This is a genomic window from Bdellovibrio sp. HCB288 (genome assembly GCF_047305935.1).
GTDB lineage: Bacteria > Bdellovibrionota > Bdellovibrionia > Bdellovibrionales > Bdellovibrionaceae > Bdellovibrio.
In genome coordinates this window covers 810770-830542 of record NZ_CP178619.1, presented here as the reverse complement: position 1 = coordinate 830542, position 19773 = coordinate 810770, and the positions used below count along the sequence as shown (strand labels likewise).

Sequence of the window (19773 nt, the reverse complement as noted above, 5' to 3'; positions counted from 1 at the left end):
CGATCTACTGGTCCGATACAGAATTGGACTTTCAGCACACTTGGGTGTTTGTTAACATAGACTTCAAGAGGGATAAATATGGGGAAAAATGCGGCTTTGTTGAAGAAGTACAAGGATGAGCCACGTCAGCTCGCGCCGACTAAAAAAGACGACCTAATTAGAGAATACGCTCCACTAATTAAATTTATCGCTCAGAAGATCGCCGTTAGACTTCCTTCTAACATCGAATTGGATGATTTGATTTCCGCTGGTGTTATCGGTTTGATGGACGCCATCGAAAAATACGACTCCACACGTGATAATAAATTCAAGACATACGCGGAATTCCGTATCCGCGGTGCCATCCTGGATGAACTTCGTGCCCAAGACTGGGTTCCACGTTCGATCCGTGACAAGGCAAAACTTTTGGATCGCACCATGGTTCAATTGGAAGCTGACTTGGGCCGTACAGCGACGGACGAGGAAGTTGCCAAAGCACTTAATGTGAACATCGATGAGTTCCATGATCTGGTAAACCAAGTTCGTCCTGTTAGTTTGTTGCCAATCGATCAGGCGACGACATTCAGTAATACAGATAAAAAATCCATCATGGATATCCTGGAAGGTTCCCGCACCAACAGTCCGTTCAATCAATTGAATGTGAAGAACATCAAAGAGGTTGTGGCGACTGCGATCGAAGAGCTTCCAGAAAGACAACGCCTGGTTCTTTCGTTGTACTACTACGAAGACCTGAATCTGAAAGAAATCGGTCAGGTTCTAAGAGTCACAGAATCCCGCGTGTCCCAACTTCACGCTCAAGCAGTGACGCGCCTTCGTGCAAAACTGGCAGCCACAATCGGCGCCGGCGAACTAGAAGTAGCTTAGTTGTTTTAAATTAAAATTTTCTATCACACCTAAAAACGCCAGCTCACCTCTGGCGTTTTTTCTTTTGTGCTCAAAGCCATCCGCCCAAACCCGGGGGGTATCGGTCATGCCGTGATTCTTTAACCACGGTCTGAAACTCGGACGGAATATTTCTCCTTCGCAGATATCGCTCAAGTCAAGTCAGCCCAAAATCTGCACCCCTTCCCAGCATCTGGGGGTATCGGTCATGCAGAAAGATTTTTATCAAACGGCGAATATTCATCGCTATTCATACGGTGGGACTTTACGACGATCTTCAAAAGGGAGGGGTGCGCGACCACTTTCCTCGAAGGATCCCATTCATTTGGTTTTCAAAGTTAATAAGCTGGTTGTGAAGAAGGGACTTCGTTCTCCGCGACATTTTGCTCTCATGACGGCTTTAATGAAAAAGTATTCGTTAAGGTTCTTTGTGGGAGTGGAGCAGTTTTCAATTCAGCGCGATCATGTGCATATACTTTTGCGTGGGAGTCGTCGTTCAAATATTCAGAGCTTTTTAAGAGTCGTGGCGGGGCAATTCGCGCAAACCTTGACCGATACCTTCACGGAGCGGAGGGATGGGCCCAGTGTTTGGTTGCATCGTCCGTTTACCCGGGTGGTAAAGGGTTACCGGGCTTATCAAACGGCACGAAACTATATTCAACTAAATGAGAAAGAGGCGCTGGGACGTCCGTATTCGAAGACCAGATTGCGGGGGATGACTGCGGAGCAGCTGCGGGAGCTGTGGACTTGACCGATACCCCCGGATACCCGGGCTTTGGTTTGGGCTGGATGGGGTGGCAGTTGGCAGTGGGTGGGGCTCTGAAGGGTTGGGATGTGGTAGTATGAGGGGTGTTATAGGAGGTCATTATGCGAACTCCAATGTTGTTTTTAGCAGGTTTGATGATATCCGCAGCGACACCGGCATACGCCGCTCCCTCTTCGAATATGGATCAAATGATAAACGATTATAGCAGCTCTCCGGATGTGGATCGGGCGTTGCGCTCCAAGGGTGTATTCCAAAGACCTGGTGTGCTGCCTTGCCCTGATCAGTCTCAAATGACGAAAATGAATGATCTCGCAAAACTCGAGAATCATAGTAAAGACTGCCATCCTTCTGCAGGAGGGGCTTTGAGAGTTGATCCAGATCGACCTGACGGTGAGGTCCGTGGATCAGAGGTGCCGGCGCAGTTTCACTAAAGTGGGGGCCTGCATTTTGTTTCTGCAAGGAACTTGGAATATGTCTTGAAACGACTTGAATGTGAGTGAGTGATTTCTGTTGTGCTCCGGTAGTATTAGATTCATGAAGACAGTAATTCAAACAATCACAATCTTAGTAGGCTTTTTCTTAATCTTTCAAGCAACCGCGGCAGAGGCTTCCATGGCGGCTTACCGGGTGAACTGGCGCACAGCCGGTCTCGAGAAATTAAATACGGATGTGATTTATCATCATGACGTAGAACCCGAAATCGATGTGCAGGAAGTTCAGGTCAGTTGGGTGGAGACAGCCAAAAAGTTGGGCTGTAAATTTAAAAGCCAATTGGCGTTGGATGATTTCAAAGGCCAAACTCAAAACAAGGTGAGAGTGGTTGCAAACTTAGAATGGCAATTTTAATCACTCACTCTCGTCTTCGGGCTCTTCCATTTTCGCTTTGATCTTTTTCATAAGACGCGCTTCCATCTGGCGGACGGCCTCGCGGGTGATTCCGTATTTTTCGCCAATTTCCTGTAACGTCAATGGCTCGTCATTCAGAATACGTTCGTCCAAAATGATTTTCTCGCGGTCAGAAAGATCGGGACGGATCTCTTCAATTTTGTTTTTCAGAATTTCAAGTTGTTCCTGACGAGCAAGTTGCTCGTCCAGCGGAGCCTGGTTGTCGGGACTTTTCTGCAAATCACCCAAACTGGTGCCGGAATCTTCGTCTACCGGTTTATCCAGGCTGACATCACGACCGGTCATGCGCATGGCCATGTCGCGCACTTCGTCCTCGGGGATTCCCAGGCGCGAACTGATCAACGCGGTCGTGGGTTCAATACCCATCGCATCCAAAGCGTTCTTTTCTTTTTGCAGTTGATAGAAAAGCTTTCTTTGATTTTGAGTTGTGCCGATGCGGACCATGGAATACTGGCGCATCAGGTATTCCTGAATATAACCCTTAATCCACCACACAGCATAAGTGATCAGACGGGCACCTTTGTAAGGATTGAACTCACGCACGGCATGCATCAATCCCACGTTGCCTTCCTGAATAAGGTCGATCATTTTTGCACCGAACTTGGAATACTCAGCGGCCACTTTCACGACGAAGCGTAAGTTGGATTTAACCAGGGCTTGCGCTGCTTCTGGATCCTTGGTTTCAAAATACTTTTTAGCCAGGGTGATTTCCTCCTCTTTGGTCAGAACGCGGTACCGGCGTATTTCGTTCAGGTATATTGCCAGAGGATCTGAGGAAGTTATGGCCTTGGAGTTATCTACACTTGGCAGATTGGAGGTGGGCTCCGGCTCCAGAATTTCAACGTCGTCATCTTCGTTGGATGGAACGGCATAGGCTTTGTCGGCTTCGGCATGTTCCATTGAGGATTCGGCGGATTCATCATCAACGATTTCCGCCACGACCTGTTTGGTTTCGATTTTGTCTTTGGTAGATTTTTTAGGCGCAGGTTTTTTCGGACTGGCTTCGCTGGAAGCCGCCTTTACCTTTTTTGTGTCTTTCGACGTGGAGGTTTTCGCCTTGGTTTTTGCCATACAACCTTTTTAAACGGAAAGAAAAGAATCAGCCCAAATACTTAGCGAGCTTTCTTTCCAAAGTTTCCTGAACCTTACCTTTGAACGGAGTCAGCATCAACGGCAGATCCACGGTCACTGACACCTTACTGCCATTGCCCGCAGCGGCAACATTCATGTCCGCTTTGAACTGGGAGCCGTTCATTTTGCAACTCATCGTTCCATCAGTGAAATCGCACTTCAATTTGGGATCGAATTTACGAATATCAAGGTCGTTTGCTAAAAATTCTTTGATTTTCTTATAGGCTTCCGGCGCTGAGTGAGAGGAATCGTGATTAATCGTGAATTTAGGCATACTTCGGTCCTTTCTACGTACAACTTAGAGTTTGAGTATATAGCCGAGGCTCTGGCGTTGGGAAGGGTTATGGCTCCGAGCTTTACTAGGCTTTGGCCGCGATTAAACTGGGCGTTGGGTTTTGACGTTTGATCCGGGAAATGAGAGTATTTCTGAATGCTTGGGCTTTTTCTGGGCATTCTTTCCTTTGATAAGGGTTATCCATGAAATTTGTTAAGGATCTGAAGAGAACTGATTATTGCGGTAAAATGACGGCCGCTAATGTTGGGCAAAAAGTTGTTGTGATGGGTTGGGTCGATGTTCGACGCGATCACGGGAACTTGGTGTTCATTGATTTGCGCGATCGCGAAGGCATCGTTCAAGTTGTTCTGGATCCGAACAAAGCTGAAACGGCTGCTTCTAAAAATCTGCGTGGTGAGTTCGTTGTCGCTGTTGAAGGGGTTGTTCGTGCTCGTCCTGATGGCATGAAGAATACTAAAATCAAAACGGGTGAGGTCGAAATTGAAGCCACACGTTGCGAAATTCTAAATGAGTCCGCAGTTCCGCCATTCCAAGCCGGCGATAACAACGTCAATGAAATGCTTCGTCTGAAGTACCGTTACCTGGATTTGCGTACGGAGCGTTTGCAGTCTCACTTAATCACTCGTCATAAAGTGGCTCAAGTGGTTCGACGTTTCTTGTCTGACAATGGCTTTATTGAAGTGGAAACTCCAATTTTGTATAAATCCACTCCTGAGGGTGCTCGTGACTATTTGGTTCCTTCGCGTGTGAACCAAGGTACGTTCTATGCATTGCCTCAGTCTCCGCAAACTCTGAAGCAGCTTTTGATGATTGGCGGTTACGATCGCTATTTCCAAATTGCTCGTTGCTTCCGTGACGAAGACTTGCGCGCGGATCGTCAGCCGGAGTTTTCGCAAATTGATATGGAAATGTCTTTCATCGACCAAGAAGACATCATGGCGATGAATGAAAAAATGCTGCGTATGATCTGGAAAGAGATCAAAGGTATCGACGTGGGGGAAATCCCGCGCATGACATACCAAGATGCGATGGATCGTTATGGTATCGATAAGCCAGATACACGCTTCGGCATGGAGATCAAAGATTTGAAATCCATCGTGACGGGTTCGGGCTTCAAAGTATTCGATGATGCTTTGGCGCGTGGAGCGATTGTTCGCGGTATCGCTGTTCCAAAAGGGGGCGCATACTCTCGTGGCCAATTCGATAAACTGACTGATATGGCAAAGCGTGCAGGCGCAAAAGGCTTGGTATGGATCAAGTCTGAGGCGGATGGCACATTGACATCTCCAGTATCCAAATTCTTTACTCCGGAAAAACTGGCAGAGATCTTTGCAGCTACGGGCGCACAAAAAGGTGACTGTGCGTTGATCGTTGGTGATGAATTCGATATCGCATGTGCGGCTCTTTCCACGTTGCGTTTGCACCTGGGTAAAGAGTTGGGTTTGATTGACGGCAAAGCTTATAAATTCCTATGGGTCGTGGATTTCCCATTGCTTGAGTACTCGCCAGATGAAAAACGTTGGGTGGCTCGTCACCATCCGTTCACATCTCCTAAGGATGAATCATTTGATGATTTGTTGGGTACGAACGAGGAAGCTTACGGCAAAATCCTGGCGAAAGCTTACGACCTTGTTTGTAACGGTTACGAAATGGGTGGCGGATCTATCCGTATCTATCGTAACGAAATTCAACAGGCGATGTTCCGTCTTTTGGGCATGAGCAAAGAGGAAACTGAACACAAGTTTGGATTCTTCCTTGAGGCCTTGAAGTATGGCACTCCTCCGCATGGTGGTATTGCCTGGGGCTTGGATCGTCTGGTGATGTTGCTTTGTGAAACAGACGCTATTCGTGAAGTGATCGCATTCCCTAAAACAGCGAAGGCGACTGACTTGATGGCGGACTGTCCAAGTGAAGTTAAAAATGACCAGCTGGCAGAGGTTGGTGTTCGTTTAAGCGCACTGGCTGAAAAAGCTATAGAAGAGCGCGCTAAGACTGACAAGAATACTGCTGGTTAATTGGTGACTGTGATGTTTCCGGAAGTGGTCAGGATTTGAATCTTGGCCACTTGATCCGGGGAGCTTGCCGCCTGGGGATTCATCTGGGCGTGGTTTTCGATCTTGCCGCTTTCTGATTTCAATTCAAATTCAAAGATCTGATTTTTATCTACAATGAACGTAACGTTGCCGCTATGGGTTTCCAACTGCAACCGGCCTGTGTATTTTTCTGGAAGATATACAGTCGCAGTCAGTTTGGACTCTGTTTGCTCGGTGTATTCCTCGCCATTGATACTCATGTGAAACCAGTGTGCCGAAGCCGGTTCCTGCAACTCGAGCTTAATATTTTCCGCATCAGCTACCTGGAAAACATAAGGACCTTTTTCAAAGCGCGGAGCCGAGCCCTCGATGCTGACTTTCATTGTTGATCCATTGTAGGTGCGCACGTTGATTGGCATGCGACCACTTTGCAGATGAATGTGTTTAATTCCCTGAAGGAAGTATTCCTCCTGCTCTTTGTAATCTTCATCGCGAACTGCGAAGCTTGTCAGTTTGTTGAAAGCGGTGAAGATAGAGTCGGGATTATAGATCGTGTATCCGATCAAAATAATCATTCCACCAACGAAAATAAAAAAGAGGGCGATCATGCCCTTTAGGATTTTCTTAAGCATGACTTTACGTTTATCACATTGAAAATGACAAAGAAACGTAATTGAATAAGACACAGACAGGAACAGGAGATCCCATGCAAAGAGTTTTGCCGGAAACAACACTAGAAAAAAACATGATGTGCATGGGCGCGGTTTTTATTGAGGAAAACCATCTTTTGGATGATTTGTACGAACTCATTGGCTCGGACTTGGTGGACGGTCAGGAACTGGCTGAAGACGTCAAAGAGCAGGTTCTAGACGAGGTCGGTGAGTACTTCTTTCGATTAGACATGAACTGGGGCGACGAAATTAAAGCGGACTGCATTGAAATTCTGCAGGATTTCTGGGGAGTGAAGAGTCGCGAGGACGCCATCAGAAATCTGGAGGATATTCGTCAGCAGGGCCATCGCGTAAAATTCAATGTCTTACGTGGTTTGGTGCCTGCCGACGGCAGCCTGAGTGCGCAGAATCTGGAAAAATTTAAGCAGGTTTTTTCGTTTGATTTCAGCGAGGACAAGCCGGCGCAAATGTCTGATGAGGACTATCAAAAGCTTGCGATGTGGATTCAACGAACTTTGAAGTTTTTAGGCGAACCCGGAATTCTGGCTTGGGACGCTGCCCGATTTGTTCATCTGGTGCGCCTGTGCTTTACAGCCGGCTATCTGGAGGACAACGAGGCGTGGTCGCAAATTCTAAAGATGGCACCGATCGCCGATGGCAAATTTTCCAACTGGCTGGAGTTCTCCCAAAGCTTTTTGATTGGCCGTACTTTCTGGTCGGGGAGTGAGGATCCATTGGTTAAAAAAATATGCGAGCGCCTGTTGGGCCATCCTGCAAGTCCTTGGAATTTCTATCCTCTTGCTTAACAAATCCTGAAGCAGTACCGACATAGGTCCAGATTGCGCTAACGGGTCTCAAGCTGAGACGTCTTATTCCGATACGAAGTATAGGGGAAACCATGGATGGTTTTTCTTAAAAGCACACGGAGGTGTGAGTATGGAAAAGATCAGCGGAATTATTCCAGCAAGTCCACGAATGAAAATGGTGGAAATGGCTGCCGCTCAACCAGCGCGACCGGGAGCACCTGAGATGGGCCGTCCGCAAGGAAAGAATTCCTTGGGGGATCGAATTCAGCTTAGCAAGCAACTGGAAGAGATGCGCCAGACAGGTCAACTGCCGACGCCAGAGGCGCCGATCAGTTATAAAACTCCTGAGATGAGCAAAAAGAAAGTGATCGAAGATCTGAACAAGGCCTTCTTCACGAATCCAAAATCCATTGCTCGCGACAACGCGGAAATGACTCGTTCGGAAGAAGCCTTCCAGAACGTCAGTAAGGCGGAAGAGTTCTTCCCTCAGTCAGGTCCAGCGGCTCAACCAGGAAGCCATGGTCTTCCAGAGAGCAAAGTCGATAAGCCCCTTTAAAAATTCTTTGGCCTGAAGGCTCTCGACCGGCAATCAAAATGCAATCGAGCGAGAGCTGAATCAGCCGACGAATCGCAGTGAGACTCCACTGTGGGGCTCCCATTTGAATCAACATCTCCAGGCGAATCAAGGCCTGAGCGGCATCTTGCGCGTGCAAGGTACCAAAACTTCCCGCATGCCCAGTGGCAAGCGCCATTAAAAAATCCTTCGCCTCGGCGCCACGAACTTCTCCCATAACCAGACGATCCGGCCTTAAACGCAAAGAGCGCTTTACCAACTGTGTTTGATCAATGCCAGGTAAAATTCCCTGTGGATCCTCTCGGGTCAGCAGTTTCATGCTGGCGCTATTGGGAAGCGCGATCTCTGCAGTATCTTCGATGACCACCACGCGTTCATTGGGTTTCATTAAATTCAAAAGTGAATTCAGTACCGAGGTTTTTCCGGAACCAGTGGCGCCGATAACCAGGAAGTTCTTTCTTTCGTGAATAAGTTTTTTAAACAGCTCAATATCAGATTCGCGGCACCAGGAGTTTTCTTTCAGCTTTTCAAATGTCCATGGATTCTTAGGATGACGTCGCAGCGATAGATGCGGATGTGATTGAGTCAGCTCTGCACCAATTAAGCTTAAACGAAAATCACCAAAGCTGCTGTCAGCAGAGGGGTGTTCCACTGTCACGAAACACTTTGCCGCCTGGGAAATACGTTCCAGAAAATTGCGAAAGCTGATATCCGACAGAAACGTATCCTGATGTTGATGGAGGGTGCCAGCTTGTTCAAACCAGATGTTGTCGGGGCCGTTAACCAGAATTTCACTGATGGATTCATCCTCCATAAGACGGCACAGTGGGCCCCACGAATAGTACTCGTCGCGAATTCTTTGTCCTAAGCTATCAACCATGGAGGCGGTTTCTTGCTGGATCAAATGATCCATCTTTTGAGAACGCAACAGAGATTCCTCGTCGGGTGACAGCAGCAGTTCATTCAGTGGAATGTTCTGAATCTTTTTTTGAATTGTAGAAAATGTATCTTTCAAATCAGCGTTCATTTTGAATTCTTCCGACATGTTGTGGTGAAGGGTCTGTGTTCTCGCCTTCGTTCATGATTGTGGGTCTGACGAAGATAACTAATTCCGAGCGATCCTCCTTGAAATCCTTACTGGAGAACAAAGCGCCTAATACCGGTAGTCTGGATAGCAAGGGCAAGCCACTGGATGAGTTTCCATTCTCATTTTTTATCAAACCGGAAAGAGCAATTGTTTGTGGGCGAGTTATATCGAAGTGACTGGAGACACGATTTGTAAGGATGCCTGGCACGCCGTCAACTTCCTTCCCGAGGTCCAAAGTTGATATCTCAGTTTCCAGAGACAGACTTATACGACCTGATGAATCAGCTCGCGGACGCACTCTTAATAGAATTCCGTAGCGCTTCCACACAATGTCGTTGATTCGATAGTTCATAATTTTAATGGGAAATTCACCACCGGCCAAAAACTCCGCTTCATTGCCGCTGCGACAAATAATGTTGGGGCTGGCTAGAATTTTTCCATAACCCTTTTGTTCGAAAGCTGTGGCAAGGAATTCTGCATCAGAAAGCAATGTGCCTCCATTAGCCAGCAGGGTGGCGGAATATCCCGAGGGCCACTTAATCCCAAACCCCAAAGCAGCTGAATGCTTAACCTCAGCGACCGTAATCTGCACCTTAACGGTCGGTGCAATATCAATGCTGTTTTGATCTTTTACGACGGTCACACCAAAGGGGCGAAATAGTTTTTCGTACTTCTTGATTAAAGCATCACTTCCGGAAGCACGGATTTCCGGCGACGGAATGAAGATCACGGTCTGTGGAGGAATCTTTGCTTTGCTTAAAAGGTTACTGAAGTACTGCTGACTTTCGTTTTGGAGTTCCGGAGAAAGTTCAGCCCGCATTTGATAAGATGCACCGGATTCTTTTAAGGACTCGCCCAATCGGATCCAATCCTTCATGCGATACAGGCGACCGGTGACCAAGAGGTCCCCATCGCCAATTTCAACGTTTAAACCCACAAACTTGCTAATCTGTCTTTTAAGATCCTTGTATGCAACCCGCTTCGCCGGATGCAGAACTTGAATCCGGTAAAGTTTATCGTCGATGCGGGCGGTGGTAAGTCCTTCGCTAATACCTTTCAGTTGGAGGCGGCTTCCGATCGCTTCGGCTTTGATCAGGGCGCGATCCTGAATCCAGACTGAGGAGCTTGGATTGATCGGCAGCGAGGTGGATTCACCCAGCGAAATCGCGATTTCAGTGGGAGCGGCCAGTGATTTAAAAACTAAGAATGTTGTGAGAATAAAGACGAAAGTTTTCATGAGAGCCTGCCAGAGCAAGCTCAGGACGCAGTCCCTGCGGGTTTAAGGCCCGCCGAGTCTGCGAATTCCGGACATTTTACGGATTTGCCAGCGGAAGCTCGAAGAACACCGTCACCCCTTGATCCGTATTGTCGAATTGGAGTTGGGAGCTATGGGCCTTAAGTATCGCCTGGCAGATGGTCAGTCCAAGTCCCGTACCCGTTGAGTGGTGCATGACATCCTCGTCGATGTAGAACGGCTTCATGATTTTATCAATCACTCGCGTGGAAAGGTGGGGACCTTTGTTCGACACCGCAAAGCGCGCCACTTTTCCGTCGGCTATCACTTTGACCTCGATAGCGCTGTTTTCCTGTCCAAATTTTGCAGCATTGTGAATCAATCGCTGCATGACTTGTTTTACCAGACGTACATCCGCCATAACTCCCGAAGGGGAGATGTCGTTTGTAACCTTGAGCTGTTTTTGATTCAGAAGATTAACGACTTCCTTCGGAAGCTCATCAAACTCCGAAAATGCCACATTCTGTACGTCGATTTTTAGCTGATTGGTTTCGGCGCGCACAATAAGCAGAACATCATCAACCAGGCTCTTTAAACGATCCGCGCTGCGGGAGATACGATTCACCATTAGCTTGTCTTCATCGGCCAGCGAAGATTCGCTGAGCAATGCCGAGAAGCTTAGAATGGAAGTCAGCGGGGTTTTTAATTCATGATTAATCAAAATCATGAAATTAGATTTCGCCACATCCAGGCTTTTTAGTTCTTCAAGCGCCTTGGCTAGTTCTGAATTGCGGGTTTTTAGCTGTTGTCCCAGCTCGAATCTTTCAACCGCGTGATCCACGGTGTTCGACAAGTCGACCGGGTCCCACGGTTTCGTGAGATAGCGGAAGATCTGACCTTTATTCACAGCAGTTATGATGGACTCCAGATCAGTGTAACCCGTCAAAAGAATACGAATTGTCTCAGGATAGGATTCCAGAGTTTTTTCCAAAAACTCCACGCCGGTCATTTCGGGCATTCGTTGATCGGTGATGATCAAAGCAAGGGGGCCTCGATGTTGGTCGAGAACCTCGAGGGCCTGCTTTCCAGACGTGGCCTTTAGTACAGTATACTTCTTGCGAAAGAGCCGTTCTAAAGCCTCGACATTGTCAATTTCATCGTCAACACAAAGAATTGTGTGCTTGCTCATATGAACGTAGTGTAGGATTTGAAGTGTACGAGTGCAAAGTATTTTCGAGAAGTACTTTAGTTGTCATGGAGGACGACGAGCTTGGTCCAGTTTACTCATATTTTGGTCCGGAGTGATCAATTTTGAGTCAAGTCTCTGTCTAGTTCTGACGATAAGTGAAACGAATAGTGCTTATTATTTTCAGGAGATCGAGTATGAAATTATGGATTCGCGTTGCAACCCCACTGACGATCGTGTTGGGTTTTGCTGTGAATGCACAGGCTCAATTGTATGGTGTTGGATTAGCAGGCGGTATGCAGGCATGTCCTTATAATTACAGTGCGGGCTCGGCTGCGACATCTGAAGACGATATGGTTTCTGAGATTCAGCAATCCATCGCGCAAATGAAGAAAGACAAAGCAGAGAAAAAGCGTGAGCTGCAAAAGATGGAACGCGACATGAAGTACGCGAAGCGTGACATCGACGACGTGATCTCTGAGGACTATTCTTCGACGCTTTATGAGCATATGGACAACTCTCGTTCATGCAGCGAATACACAGGTTACATGCCAAATGGTCCGATCGTTTCGGCTGACATGGGCGAAGATGAAGAGAACCTGACACAAAACGATGAAGGAAAATCATCTCCGGGTGCCTTTACTCCGGTAGAATGGAATGGCACTGATGGTGGCGGCAGTTACGTTTGTAATAAAAGCAAACGTGGTGCTATTAACACCAGCGTTTGTTCAAACACAAAATATCAAAATAAAGATCGTCGTGTTGGCAGAGTCGAAAAATGTAAGACGTCCATTACGGCTTACGGAAAATCTGTTCAAACGGCAAACAGACTTCGTGATGATATCGAAGCAATCGATCGTTCTATTGAATATGCAAATGATGACTTGAAGGACGCTCGTAAAGACGCTCTTCAAGCAAGACAAGACGCTCAACGTGGTCAAACAGAAGCTGGCGTCTGCGGCAGCGGTGATTGTGCGGCTGCAGGTAATGGTTATCGTTATGAAAAACCTCAAACTGACTGGACAAGCGTTATCGCCAACGTCGGTATGGGTGTCCTTGGCATGTACATGGGCAAACAAGCAAATGAGTACTCTGTAGATGCAGCGGCAAATCTTGGTTATCCGATGAATCCGGCTCCTTATTGGATGATGGGCATGCCTTATATGGCGACGGGCCTGACTCAGGCATTCGCTGGTGGCAGTGGTGTTTACGGCGCGCAAATGGGTAGTGGTATCGGCGCTGGTAGTTTTGGTTGTTACGGTCAAAATGGTGGTCCATACGGAATGTACGGTCCATATGGTGGCGCGAATGGAGCGGGCATGTGGGGTAACCCCTATGCGATGGGCATGATGAATCCCTACGCTCAAATGGGTGGTGGTATCTATGCTCCGGGCATGGGTCCTTGGGGCGTTGCCGGTCCGATGGGTATGGGCATGGGTCCATATGCCAATGGTGGTATGAGTTTCGTAAACGGTATTGCCAACGGTTTCATGGGTTCATATCCAGGTGGTATGATGGGTTCCATGATGGGTAATATGATGGGCTCTATGATGGGCGGCATGTACATGGGTAACATGATGGGCACTATGGTCGGCGGCATGGCCTCCGGCGGTATGTACATGGGTGCTTATCCAGGTGCAATGATGGGCTCTATGATGGGCGGCATGGCTGGTTCATACATGGGCGGTATGTATATGGGTGGCGGAATGGCTTACCCAGGTGCGATGGTTGGTGGTATTGCCAGCGGTGGCATGTACATGGGTGCTTATCCGGGTGCAATGATGGGCTCTATGATGGGCGGCATGGCTGGTTCATACATGGGCGGCATGTATATGGGTGGCGGAATGGCTTACCCAGGTGCGATGGTCGGCGGTATTGCTGGCGGTGGCATGTACATGGGTGGCATGGCCGGTTCTTACATGGGCGGAATGGGCACATATATGGGAGCGATGTCCAGCGGTTACGCGGGTGATATGGGTATGATGCAAATGCAACAGCAAATGATGCAAATGCAGATGCAGCAGTATCAGTCTCAAATGGCGCAACAACAAGCTTACATGCAATCTCAAATGCAACGCCAACAAGCCTCTCAAAGCGTCGTATCTGAAATCATGAGCTTGCAGCAAAAGCTTTATTACATCCAATCTGGAGCTTACTCGGGTAGCACAGGTTACATTGGTGGTTCTGGTTCTTCCGGCTACTATCCAGTGGGCGCATACAGCACAACAACGATGCCAGGTGGTGTGATCATGGGTGGCAGCGGCACAGCAACGACACCGATTGGTGGCGGAGTGACGGTTCCAGGTTCCGGGATCCCAGTTCCAACAGGGACGACGGGAACGGGCGTTGGCGTCGGCACAGGTCGCTAATTTAAGAATTAAAAATTATAACTTAAAAAACATAAGGCCCTCTGATAAAACAGAGGGCCTTATGCATTTAAAGATCCCACGTCTTTACGACAGCCATACTCACTTCCTTGCCACGGGCGAATTCGCCACGGGTTTGATGTTGTTTGATTTGCCAAGTCCCGAGGACATTCGTTACGTGAATTTGCAGAATAAGACCGCTTTCCGTGGTGGCTGGCTGGTGGGGTTTGGTTGGAACGAAAACAAGTGGGCGGATAAGAAGTTACCGACCAAGCAGGAACTGGATGCAGTCTTTCCCAATTATCCTGTTTACTTATGCAGAGCCGACGGTCACACAGCCTGGGTGAATTCGGCCGCTTTAAAAGAACTGGGATTGCAATCGGACACAGGTCTTCTTTCTGAAGACGTTCATTTGCAAAGCTTCGAAAGAATTCCACCGTTCGAAAAACAGCAGCAGCGCCAACAGATTCTGGCCGCCTGCAAGATGTACAATCGCTCTGGATTTACTCATATCCGCGATATGTCCTGCACAGATGCTTTGTGGAATTTACTAGTCGAAATGGAAGAGGCCAATGAGCTGACATTGGCTATCGAAGAAAACTACACAGTTCATAATTTGAAACAGCTGGATGCGGCGATTGCATCTGTGTTGATGGCGCGAAAAACGCCCAGCAAACTTCTAAGAGCCAAGGGGATTAAATTTTTCTATGATGGATCCTTGGGATCTGAAACGGCGTTATTGTCTCGTCCTTATAATGGCGAGGGCGAAAACTATGGAAAAACTTTGTGGTCACTTGAAGACGTTGAAGAGTTGTTGAAACTGACTTGGGCTGCTGGTTTGGAAGTTTCAGTTCATACCATCGGGGATGAAGCAGCCCACAGAATGGTGAAGCTGGCCCGCCAGGTCTCGGCCCAAGGGTTTGTAGGTCGCCTGAATCTGGAGCATGCTCAAGTCCTGCGCCCGGAAACCATTCAGATGATGAAGCCTTTGCATGTCCGCTGTCATATGCAGCCATGCCACTGGCTGAGTGATCGTCAATGGTTGCAGCAAAAGTTGCGAGGACTTTATTCCTACGCTTTCCCATGGGAAGCGCTGAAGAATGCACAGATTCCGATTTCATTTGGTTGTGACAGTCCGATAGAGCCAACATCGTTTTTTTCGAACAAGAAAGCCCTCGAGGAAAGCCCCAAAGATCGTATCAAACGATTCACCGGGGATTTAAGTGTTTATCACGGGCATCCGGATGCGACTTATACAGATTCATGGACGATAATCGAAGATGATAAAATTCAGGAAGTCGTGTTCGATGGTAAAACTTTGGATCTGACTTAGGGTTTTGTGATAACCAGCGTTTTGTCTTTCAACGCGTAAGCACCGGCACTGCCAATTAATATAATTCCGACCGGATAAACCCAGGTTTTATTTTTCTCAATCCATTCGCCAAATCCTGATGTGTTTTTCGGTGAAGAGGCTGATTTGATACAATCGTTGTTAAAATAAACTGAACCGGAATTCAAGATTTGAAAGTCATCAATATTGGAGCTGAAGCTCTGGCAGTCCCCATTGACCAGCGTCTCTGCAGAAAAATTCTGCTGCATGAACTGATCATAAGTTCCCTTGAACGTCACAGTCTTGTGAGTATCTGAAATCAAAGCAAACTGATAGATGGCTTCTTTGGAGATTTCCAGATGATTGATAGCACTCAAGGTGAAAGCGGCTGATTCGATCATTAAGACCGAGGCGAAAGACCACTGACGTGCAATGGCCTGAAAGTCGACCTGTACTTTGCGGCATTTTTCCAAAGGGATCCCCAAAAGACCACGTACTTTGCAATTCAAAGTTTTCAATTGCACGTTGTTCTGTAATTCGGGTCGCTCCAAAAGTCGGCTGGTCAAATCAAAGACGAAGTTGGTCGCCGTCACACTAAGTGGACCGCCGTCTTCAATAGTTTGGAATTTCTCTGCAAGCACTTTTGCCGGAACTTCCATATTGTCACCGATGCGATAAAGATCCTCGTCCTGGCGTGGATTGCTTTTCAGCTTTTCAGATTGAAACTGGCTGTGGGAGATCGCGGCCGGATGACTCTTAAGGTAAGTCGTAAATTCCTCGGGACTGCTGCCTGGGGCTTGCAACAGCACTCCGCTGGCGAAGCAACTTGTTGAAATGAATGTGCCAGTGAAGAGAAGTAGTATCTGTTTCATAATATTTCCTAGTTCGAATATTCGATGCGCACGTTACTTTTGTTTTCCCGGGCAAGATTGGCGCCACGAGCTTCAGGATTCTGAACGACAGCGGTGAAAGGTCCGTTTCGTTGCAGAATTTTTCCTCCGTCCGCTTCCTTAACCAACACTGCAAACTGATCCGGATTTAAAGGAGCTCGCACCAGTTTCACGCGGGAGGCGACAAGTATTCCGCCGCTCTTTTTTTCTTCAGAGGCCAGGTACAAATCCACCACACCCCCCATGTCGCCAATGATGGAGCTTAAGGCTTCGGAGTTGGCAAGTTCCAGGGGAATCAAGACATGTCCACGGGGGATGAAGGTATCGACAGACTGAGGTTTTGATTCAATGACGGGGGCATCAACGGGCTCGTCGCTTCGATTAAAGAAGGCCATTGCCCCAAGAATGATGAAACCTATAATCAGCAGTCTGTGATCAAACTTTAATGCAGTAAATTTATTTACGAACAACATCTTGAGAGAATTGATATCGGTGATTTCGCTGTTTAATATTTTCATAACTTTTATATCCTTGGTGATTTTTGCCGTTACGGGAGTTCGATGTTGTTTGGAATTTGCTGTAGCCAATGCAAAAAACCAAAAGAACAAAGAACATGAAAAGACAGGTCTCTATCAGTATCTGTCCCTTTGAATTTTTGGTGTCCATGATTGTCCTTTGGCGGTCACAGTGACCGAGCAAGATTTTTTGAATTTAAAACTCCCCGAGATAAAGCCTCGCAGGTGATGAGGCATGCTGAGGTCGTATTGCCAGCTTTGCACCAGGGCTTGGCGGGTTTCGATGTCGAGATCAGTTCGGTAAGTCGGAGCGATGTCCGGGCCGTCCGGGGAAACGGACAGGCGGGGAGCTGTGCGGGGCTGGGTTGTGAATTTTGTCGTGAAAATACTGTCGTAATCCCGAAGCTCGGTGCCGACCATTCTTAGCCGTGATGAGGTGGATTGATTGGCGGACTGCAAAGCCAGATTTCCCTGAAGGATGATTTGCTTCTGACGAATACTTAAGATGGACTGGGCCTTTCTAATTGCGGCAATCTTCATAATTAGGGCGGCCTGGGTACCAGGATCTTTTGCTGCTAGGAGTGCTCTTTCGGCGAGAGTCAGTTCTTGAATGAGCTTAGCTGCTTTGGGATTCAGTTTAAGCAGGGCTTCGATTTGATTGCCGGCTTTTTCCTGACCTGCAAGACCACCGCTACGGCAGGCGTGATTGAATTTTTGATCGATTTGCATAAATCCAATTGCTGCATAAGACATCAAGCTGAATCCCAGAATAACGGGAAGCAGGGGAACCATGATGGCCAATGCAAAGCCATTTTGATTTTGGAATTTCATGGGGACCCCTTGAGTGGAAAGCGCATGATTTTTTCGATTTTAATTTTGGTTTTCAGGGTGCTGGAGATTTCCACACGTCCTTTCAGCGTATGGTTTTTACCCCAGCCGGAACGATGCAGGCGCAAAACTATTTTCTCTTTTTGCAGGGTGATCTTCCTGAGCTTTGGGATAAAGTCCTGTTCGCACGCGGACAGAGTGACTGCATCCGTGCAGATCATTGCTTCATGCAGAATGTGATCGGCATAGAAGTAAACCAGCGCCCGATAGCTCGCGAAGAACAGCAAACCGATAAATGCCAAGGCCACTGGTAAGATCAGAACGGTTTCCAGCAGCCCTTGGCCTCTATTGTCCCTTTTTTGAAGACTTGTCATTGACGGCGTCGTCGAAGAAGTTGCCGAAGTCGCGCTTTTTATAAACGCCCTCTGTGACTTCCTTGGCGGCAATTTTTCCGGAATCACCACCCAGGGCTTTGGCGACATTTGCAAATTGAACATCGATATTTGCGCCGACAAGTTTGATAACAGCCATACTGCCGACGGCGACGATGGCCACGATGATCAGGTATTCGATAAGGCCTTGGCCTTTTTTGTTTTTAATTATTCTTTTTGCGCTCATATTGGAACCTCCGGCTCGAGCTGTTTGCAAGAGGCGGAGCCGCTTAAGATTCTAAAAGTGACAATACATTCCCGCTGGCCGGATCGGGGCGGACATCTTTGGACATAAAAAAGGGAGCTTGTGGCTCCCTTTTTAGAAATCTATTTTGAACTTTCCTTGATGAACAAGGTCAGATAGTGGCGAACCATGTATTCCAACTTCACCGGTTGGTTTTGGTAAGTCCACACCAACTCGCCGAAGGCACCCCATTTAGCTTCAACAACGTGCTCGTCCATAACGTTTGTCGTTGTGGCCTGAGCATCACCAGCACCTGGTGTTGGGATGTAGTTTGTACCAATAAAGTTAAAGCGCACGCTGATTTGTCCTGGGCCCTTCAATGAAAAGATCATTTTGAAGCCGTTACGGAACAACATAAAGTCGGCGTGAGTTTTTGCGATACCGTAGATTTTGATACGACCCAAAGCGGATGGCTTTAGTTCGTTGAACGCTGAAGAAGAATCAACAAACTCTGTCTTCAAAGCCAGAAGGAACTGGATCGTTTCGCCGACCATGATTTTGTCAGCGTCGAAACCGAAGCTCATGTCCACAAGACCGGACTCTTCCATCTGCTGTTCAGCCTTCACAAGTTCTTTAATCCAGCTGATTTTCTCCATCGACTTCCCCCCATTACAATAAGCAGCCTCCTGGCCGCTAGTTGTCATTATTATCAATAATCTTGGGGGGCATCGCCCTTTGTCAAGACCGAGCGGATTGGCTCGGTGCGACGCAGAGTGAGGGGGCTTACTTAACTTGAAAAGTGCGAAGCGGGGGAGGGCTGTCGGTGTAACGAAGCAGCTCAACCGGTGGAATAGTGACGGACTCTTGGGTTTTGGTGATTTTGAATTGTCCTCGATGAAGGTGCTCTATTCGCAGACCCTCAATGCCTTCAAGATATTGAGGCAGGTCCATTTGGCTTGGCCCTTTTTCAAATTGATAGCCCCAAGGGAGAGCTAGGAGGTAAAGCTCGCCATGAACATTCATCATATCAACAGTTTTTTGTAGAGCCCCGGAAAAGTCCGTCGTGTAGGACAGAACACCGTACAAGTCCGTAACCACGTCCACTTTTTTCCAGGAGGCCGTGGGCATCGCCTCATAGGCGCCCTCTTGGATACTTAATTTTCCATTAAAGGTGGAAGGCTTGAACCAGCGATCCAGCTTGAAAGCCACGGCGGTCATCTGAGGTCGGTCGCTTTTGTTTTTGAAGGACTTCAAAAATTGAATTTGCGCTGTCGCTTTCCCAGCACCCAAATCCACCCAGTGCTGGTTGGCAGTAAGTTTGGCGATGCTTTCTTTGAAATCAGGATGTAATTCCAAGGAGTAGTCTTTAAGATTGCGGTTGGTGGCGAAGATGTTTTCCGCAACTCTCTTGGTGATCAGAGGGACCGAGGCCCGGGGAGGCGTGAACACCTCGGAACAAAGGGGAGCCGCCGCTTGGGCATTGCTTGAAAAACAGGCCATCATCAGAAGGACAGCAACCAAAAGCTGTCTCATTGTGAGACTGCCTGTCAAAGGCCCGCCAATGGCGCCCAATAAGGGCACCGGGGGAGCTTCCCAAAAGTGAATAATGCGCTTGCGGATTGCTTTCTTCATTCTGACTTTTAAAAACTTCAAATACT

General features: G+C 47.7%; 22 protein-coding genes. 9 read left to right on the top strand and 13 right to left on the bottom strand.

What is annotated here, in order from left to right; genetic code table 11:
* Nucleotides 1-78: 78 nt before the first annotated feature.
* The 4 genes from ACLVWR_RS03975 to ACLVWR_RS03960 all read left to right on the top strand — a co-directional run bounded on the left by ACLVWR_RS03975 (nucleotide 79) and on the right by ACLVWR_RS03960 (nucleotide 2494).
* A complete protein-coding gene (locus tag ACLVWR_RS03975; RefSeq protein ID WP_413582616.1) occupies nucleotides 79-864 on the top strand; it encodes a FliA/WhiG family RNA polymerase sigma factor in 786 nt (261 codons plus the stop codon).
* A gap of 226 nt (nucleotides 865-1090) precedes the next feature.
* A complete protein-coding gene (locus ACLVWR_RS03970) occupies nucleotides 1091-1633 on the top strand; it encodes a transposase (RefSeq protein WP_413582615.1) in 543 nt (180 codons plus the stop codon).
* Between the two features lie 116 nt (nucleotides 1634-1749).
* The gene (locus ACLVWR_RS03965) at nucleotides 1750-2079 is read left to right on the top strand and encodes a hypothetical protein (RefSeq protein WP_413582614.1); all 330 of its coding nucleotides are present in this window, start codon (nucleotides 1750-1752) and stop codon (nucleotides 2077-2079) included.
* A gap of 103 nt (nucleotides 2080-2182) precedes the next feature.
* Nucleotides 2183-2494 (top strand): hypothetical protein, encoded by a 312-nt coding sequence (locus ACLVWR_RS03960; RefSeq protein ID WP_413582613.1) that lies wholly within the window; start codon nucleotides 2183-2185, stop codon nucleotides 2492-2494.
* On the opposite strand, the gene ACLVWR_RS03955 is transcribed toward ACLVWR_RS03960, so the two are convergent.
* Both ACLVWR_RS03955 and ACLVWR_RS03950 read right to left on the bottom strand, forming a co-directional pair.
* Nucleotides 2495-3625 carry an RNA polymerase sigma factor RpoD/SigA gene (locus ACLVWR_RS03955; RefSeq protein ID WP_413582612.1) on the bottom strand — a complete coding sequence of 377 codons (1131 nt, stop codon included), beginning with the start codon at nucleotides 3623-3625 and terminating at the stop codon, nucleotides 2495-2497.
* A 28-nt stretch (nucleotides 3626-3653) separates the two neighbouring features.
* A complete protein-coding gene (locus ACLVWR_RS03950) occupies nucleotides 3654-3959 on the bottom strand; it encodes a polyhydroxyalkanoic acid system family protein (protein ID WP_413582611.1) in 306 nt (101 codons plus the stop codon).
* Nucleotides 3960-4162: 203 nt separating this feature from the next.
* Here ACLVWR_RS03950 and aspS point away from each other — a divergent pair, with 203 nt between their 5' ends.
* Complete coding sequence (gene aspS / locus ACLVWR_RS03945) at nucleotides 4163-5995, top strand: aspartate--tRNA ligase (protein ID WP_413582610.1); 1833 nt, start codon at nucleotides 4163-4165, stop codon at nucleotides 5993-5995.
* Here the strand turns inward: aspS and ACLVWR_RS03940 are convergent.
* Nucleotides 5992-6645, bottom strand: a complete 654-nt coding sequence (locus tag ACLVWR_RS03940) for a DUF4097 family beta strand repeat-containing protein (RefSeq protein WP_413582609.1) — start codon at nucleotides 6643-6645, stop codon at nucleotides 5992-5994. The genes aspS and ACLVWR_RS03940 overlap by 4 nt on opposite strands.
* Nucleotides 6646-6719: 74 nt before the next feature.
* Here ACLVWR_RS03940 and ACLVWR_RS03935 point away from each other — a divergent pair, with 74 nt between their 5' ends.
* Together ACLVWR_RS03935 and ACLVWR_RS03930 are read left to right on the top strand one after the other, a co-directional pair.
* Entirely contained in the window at nucleotides 6720-7490 is a 771-nt protein-coding gene (locus ACLVWR_RS03935) for a DUF1266 domain-containing protein (protein WP_413582608.1), read from the top strand.
* A gap of 130 nt (nucleotides 7491-7620) precedes the next feature.
* Nucleotides 7621-8046: a hypothetical protein gene (locus ACLVWR_RS03930; protein ID WP_340597617.1), complete on the top strand. Its 426-nt coding sequence runs from the start codon at nucleotides 7621-7623 to the stop codon at nucleotides 8044-8046.
* Here ACLVWR_RS03930 and ACLVWR_RS03925 read toward each other — a convergent pair.
* The 3 genes from ACLVWR_RS03925 to ACLVWR_RS03915 all read right to left on the bottom strand — a co-directional run bounded on the left by ACLVWR_RS03925 (nucleotide 7952) and on the right by ACLVWR_RS03915 (nucleotide 11574).
* Nucleotides 7952-9091, bottom strand: coding sequence for a CpaF family protein (locus ACLVWR_RS03925; RefSeq protein ID WP_413582607.1), 1140 nt, complete (start codon nucleotides 9089-9091; stop codon nucleotides 7952-7954). The genes ACLVWR_RS03930 and ACLVWR_RS03925 overlap by 95 nt on opposite strands.
* Nucleotides 9081-10388, bottom strand: coding sequence for a pilus assembly protein (locus tag ACLVWR_RS03920; protein ID WP_413582606.1), 1308 nt, complete (start codon nucleotides 10386-10388; stop codon nucleotides 9081-9083). The genes ACLVWR_RS03925 and ACLVWR_RS03920 overlap by 11 nt, the downstream gene beginning before the upstream one ends.
* Before the next feature lie 76 nt (nucleotides 10389-10464).
* Entirely contained in the window at nucleotides 10465-11574 is a 1110-nt protein-coding gene (locus ACLVWR_RS03915; RefSeq protein ID WP_413582605.1) for a response regulator, read from the bottom strand.
* Between the two features lie 194 nt (nucleotides 11575-11768).
* Here ACLVWR_RS03915 and ACLVWR_RS03910 point away from each other — a divergent pair, with 194 nt between their 5' ends.
* Nucleotides 11769-13940: a hypothetical protein gene (locus ACLVWR_RS03910; protein WP_413582604.1), complete on the top strand. Its 2172-nt coding sequence runs from the start codon at nucleotides 11769-11771 to the stop codon at nucleotides 13938-13940.
* Between the two features lie 61 nt (nucleotides 13941-14001).
* Entirely contained in the window at nucleotides 14002-15270 is a 1269-nt protein-coding gene (locus ACLVWR_RS03905; RefSeq protein ID WP_413582603.1) for an amidohydrolase, read from the top strand.
* Here ACLVWR_RS03905 and ACLVWR_RS03900 read toward each other — a convergent pair.
* The 7 genes from ACLVWR_RS03900 to ACLVWR_RS03870 all read right to left on the bottom strand — a co-directional run bounded on the left by ACLVWR_RS03900 (nucleotide 15267) and on the right by ACLVWR_RS03870 (nucleotide 19747).
* Nucleotides 15267-16139, bottom strand: a complete 873-nt coding sequence (locus ACLVWR_RS03900; protein WP_413582602.1) for a hypothetical protein — start codon at nucleotides 16137-16139, stop codon at nucleotides 15267-15269. The two genes, ACLVWR_RS03905 and ACLVWR_RS03900, sit on opposite strands and share 4 nt — an antisense overlap.
* 8 nt (nucleotides 16140-16147) lie before the next feature.
* Nucleotides 16148-16675: a hypothetical protein gene (locus ACLVWR_RS03895; RefSeq protein WP_413582601.1), complete on the bottom strand. Its 528-nt coding sequence runs from the start codon at nucleotides 16673-16675 to the stop codon at nucleotides 16148-16150.
* Between the two features lie 114 nt (nucleotides 16676-16789).
* Complete coding sequence (locus ACLVWR_RS03890) at nucleotides 16790-17503, bottom strand: hypothetical protein (RefSeq protein ID WP_413582600.1); 714 nt, start codon at nucleotides 17501-17503, stop codon at nucleotides 16790-16792.
* The gene (locus ACLVWR_RS03885; protein ID WP_413582599.1) at nucleotides 17500-17874 is read right to left on the bottom strand and encodes a hypothetical protein; all 375 of its coding nucleotides are present in this window, start codon (nucleotides 17872-17874) and stop codon (nucleotides 17500-17502) included. The genes ACLVWR_RS03890 and ACLVWR_RS03885 overlap by 4 nt, the downstream gene beginning before the upstream one ends.
* A complete protein-coding gene (locus tag ACLVWR_RS03880) occupies nucleotides 17846-18118 on the bottom strand; it encodes a Flp family type IVb pilin (protein ID WP_413582598.1) in 273 nt (90 codons plus the stop codon). Before ACLVWR_RS03880 ends, ACLVWR_RS03885 begins: the two co-directional genes overlap by 29 nt.
* A 140-nt stretch (nucleotides 18119-18258) precedes the next feature.
* Nucleotides 18259-18771 (bottom strand): hypothetical protein, encoded by a 513-nt coding sequence (locus ACLVWR_RS03875; protein ID WP_340597606.1) that lies wholly within the window; start codon nucleotides 18769-18771, stop codon nucleotides 18259-18261.
* A gap of 127 nt (nucleotides 18772-18898) precedes the next feature.
* A complete protein-coding gene (locus ACLVWR_RS03870; RefSeq protein ID WP_413582597.1) occupies nucleotides 18899-19747 on the bottom strand; it encodes a hypothetical protein in 849 nt (282 codons plus the stop codon).
* Nucleotides 19748-19773: the final 26 nt, after the last annotated feature.

What these genes read in the sequence shown, in the direction of transcription:
- ACLVWR_RS03975 (WP_413582616.1), top strand. Translation starts at nt 79, where the DNA reads ATGGGGAAAAATGCGGCTTTGTTGAAGAAGTACAAGGATGAGCCACGT.
- ACLVWR_RS03970 (WP_413582615.1), top strand. Translation starts at nt 1,091, where the DNA reads ATGCAGAAAGATTTTTATCAAACGGCGAATATTCATCGCTATTCATAC.
- ACLVWR_RS03965 (WP_413582614.1), top strand. Translation starts at nt 1,750, where the DNA reads ATGCGAACTCCAATGTTGTTTTTAGCAGGTTTGATGATATCCGCAGCG.
- ACLVWR_RS03960 (WP_413582613.1), top strand. Translation starts at nt 2,183, where the DNA reads ATGAAGACAGTAATTCAAACAATCACAATCTTAGTAGGCTTTTTCTTA.
- ACLVWR_RS03955 (WP_413582612.1), bottom strand. Translation starts at nt 3,625, where the DNA reads ATGGCAAAAACCAAGGCGAAAACCTCCACGTCGAAAGACACAAAAAAG.
- ACLVWR_RS03950 (WP_413582611.1), bottom strand. Translation starts at nt 3,959, where the DNA reads ATGCCTAAATTCACGATTAATCACGATTCCTCTCACTCAGCGCCGGAA.
- aspS (WP_413582610.1), top strand. Translation starts at nt 4,163, where the DNA reads ATGAAATTTGTTAAGGATCTGAAGAGAACTGATTATTGCGGTAAAATG.
- ACLVWR_RS03940 (WP_413582609.1), bottom strand. Translation starts at nt 6,645, where the DNA reads ATGCTTAAGAAAATCCTAAAGGGCATGATCGCCCTCTTTTTTATTTTC.
- ACLVWR_RS03935 (WP_413582608.1), top strand. Translation starts at nt 6,720, where the DNA reads ATGCAAAGAGTTTTGCCGGAAACAACACTAGAAAAAAACATGATGTGC.
- ACLVWR_RS03930 (WP_340597617.1), top strand. Translation starts at nt 7,621, where the DNA reads ATGGAAAAGATCAGCGGAATTATTCCAGCAAGTCCACGAATGAAAATG.
- ACLVWR_RS03925 (WP_413582607.1), bottom strand. Translation starts at nt 9,091, where the DNA reads ATGAACGCTGATTTGAAAGATACATTTTCTACAATTCAAAAAAAGATT.
- ACLVWR_RS03920 (WP_413582606.1), bottom strand. Translation starts at nt 10,388, where the DNA reads ATGAAAACTTTCGTCTTTATTCTCACAACATTCTTAGTTTTTAAATCA.
- ACLVWR_RS03915 (WP_413582605.1), bottom strand. Translation starts at nt 11,574, where the DNA reads ATGAGCAAGCACACAATTCTTTGTGTTGACGATGAAATTGACAATGTC.
- ACLVWR_RS03910 (WP_413582604.1), top strand. Translation starts at nt 11,769, where the DNA reads ATGAAATTATGGATTCGCGTTGCAACCCCACTGACGATCGTGTTGGGT.
- ACLVWR_RS03905 (WP_413582603.1), top strand. Translation starts at nt 14,002, where the DNA reads ATGCATTTAAAGATCCCACGTCTTTACGACAGCCATACTCACTTCCTT.
- ACLVWR_RS03900 (WP_413582602.1), bottom strand. Translation starts at nt 16,139, where the DNA reads ATGAAACAGATACTACTTCTCTTCACTGGCACATTCATTTCAACAAGT.
- ACLVWR_RS03895 (WP_413582601.1), bottom strand. Translation starts at nt 16,675, where the DNA reads ATGAAAATATTAAACAGCGAAATCACCGATATCAATTCTCTCAAGATG.
- ACLVWR_RS03890 (WP_413582600.1), bottom strand. Translation starts at nt 17,503, where the DNA reads ATGAAATTCCAAAATCAAAATGGCTTTGCATTGGCCATCATGGTTCCC.
- ACLVWR_RS03885 (WP_413582599.1), bottom strand. Translation starts at nt 17,874, where the DNA reads ATGACAAGTCTTCAAAAAAGGGACAATAGAGGCCAAGGGCTGCTGGAA.
- ACLVWR_RS03880 (WP_413582598.1), bottom strand. Translation starts at nt 18,118, where the DNA reads ATGAGCGCAAAAAGAATAATTAAAAACAAAAAAGGCCAAGGCCTTATC.
- ACLVWR_RS03875 (WP_340597606.1), bottom strand. Translation starts at nt 18,771, where the DNA reads ATGGAGAAAATCAGCTGGATTAAAGAACTTGTGAAGGCTGAACAGCAG.
- ACLVWR_RS03870 (WP_413582597.1), bottom strand. Translation starts at nt 19,747, where the DNA reads ATGAAGAAAGCAATCCGCAAGCGCATTATTCACTTTTGGGAAGCTCCC.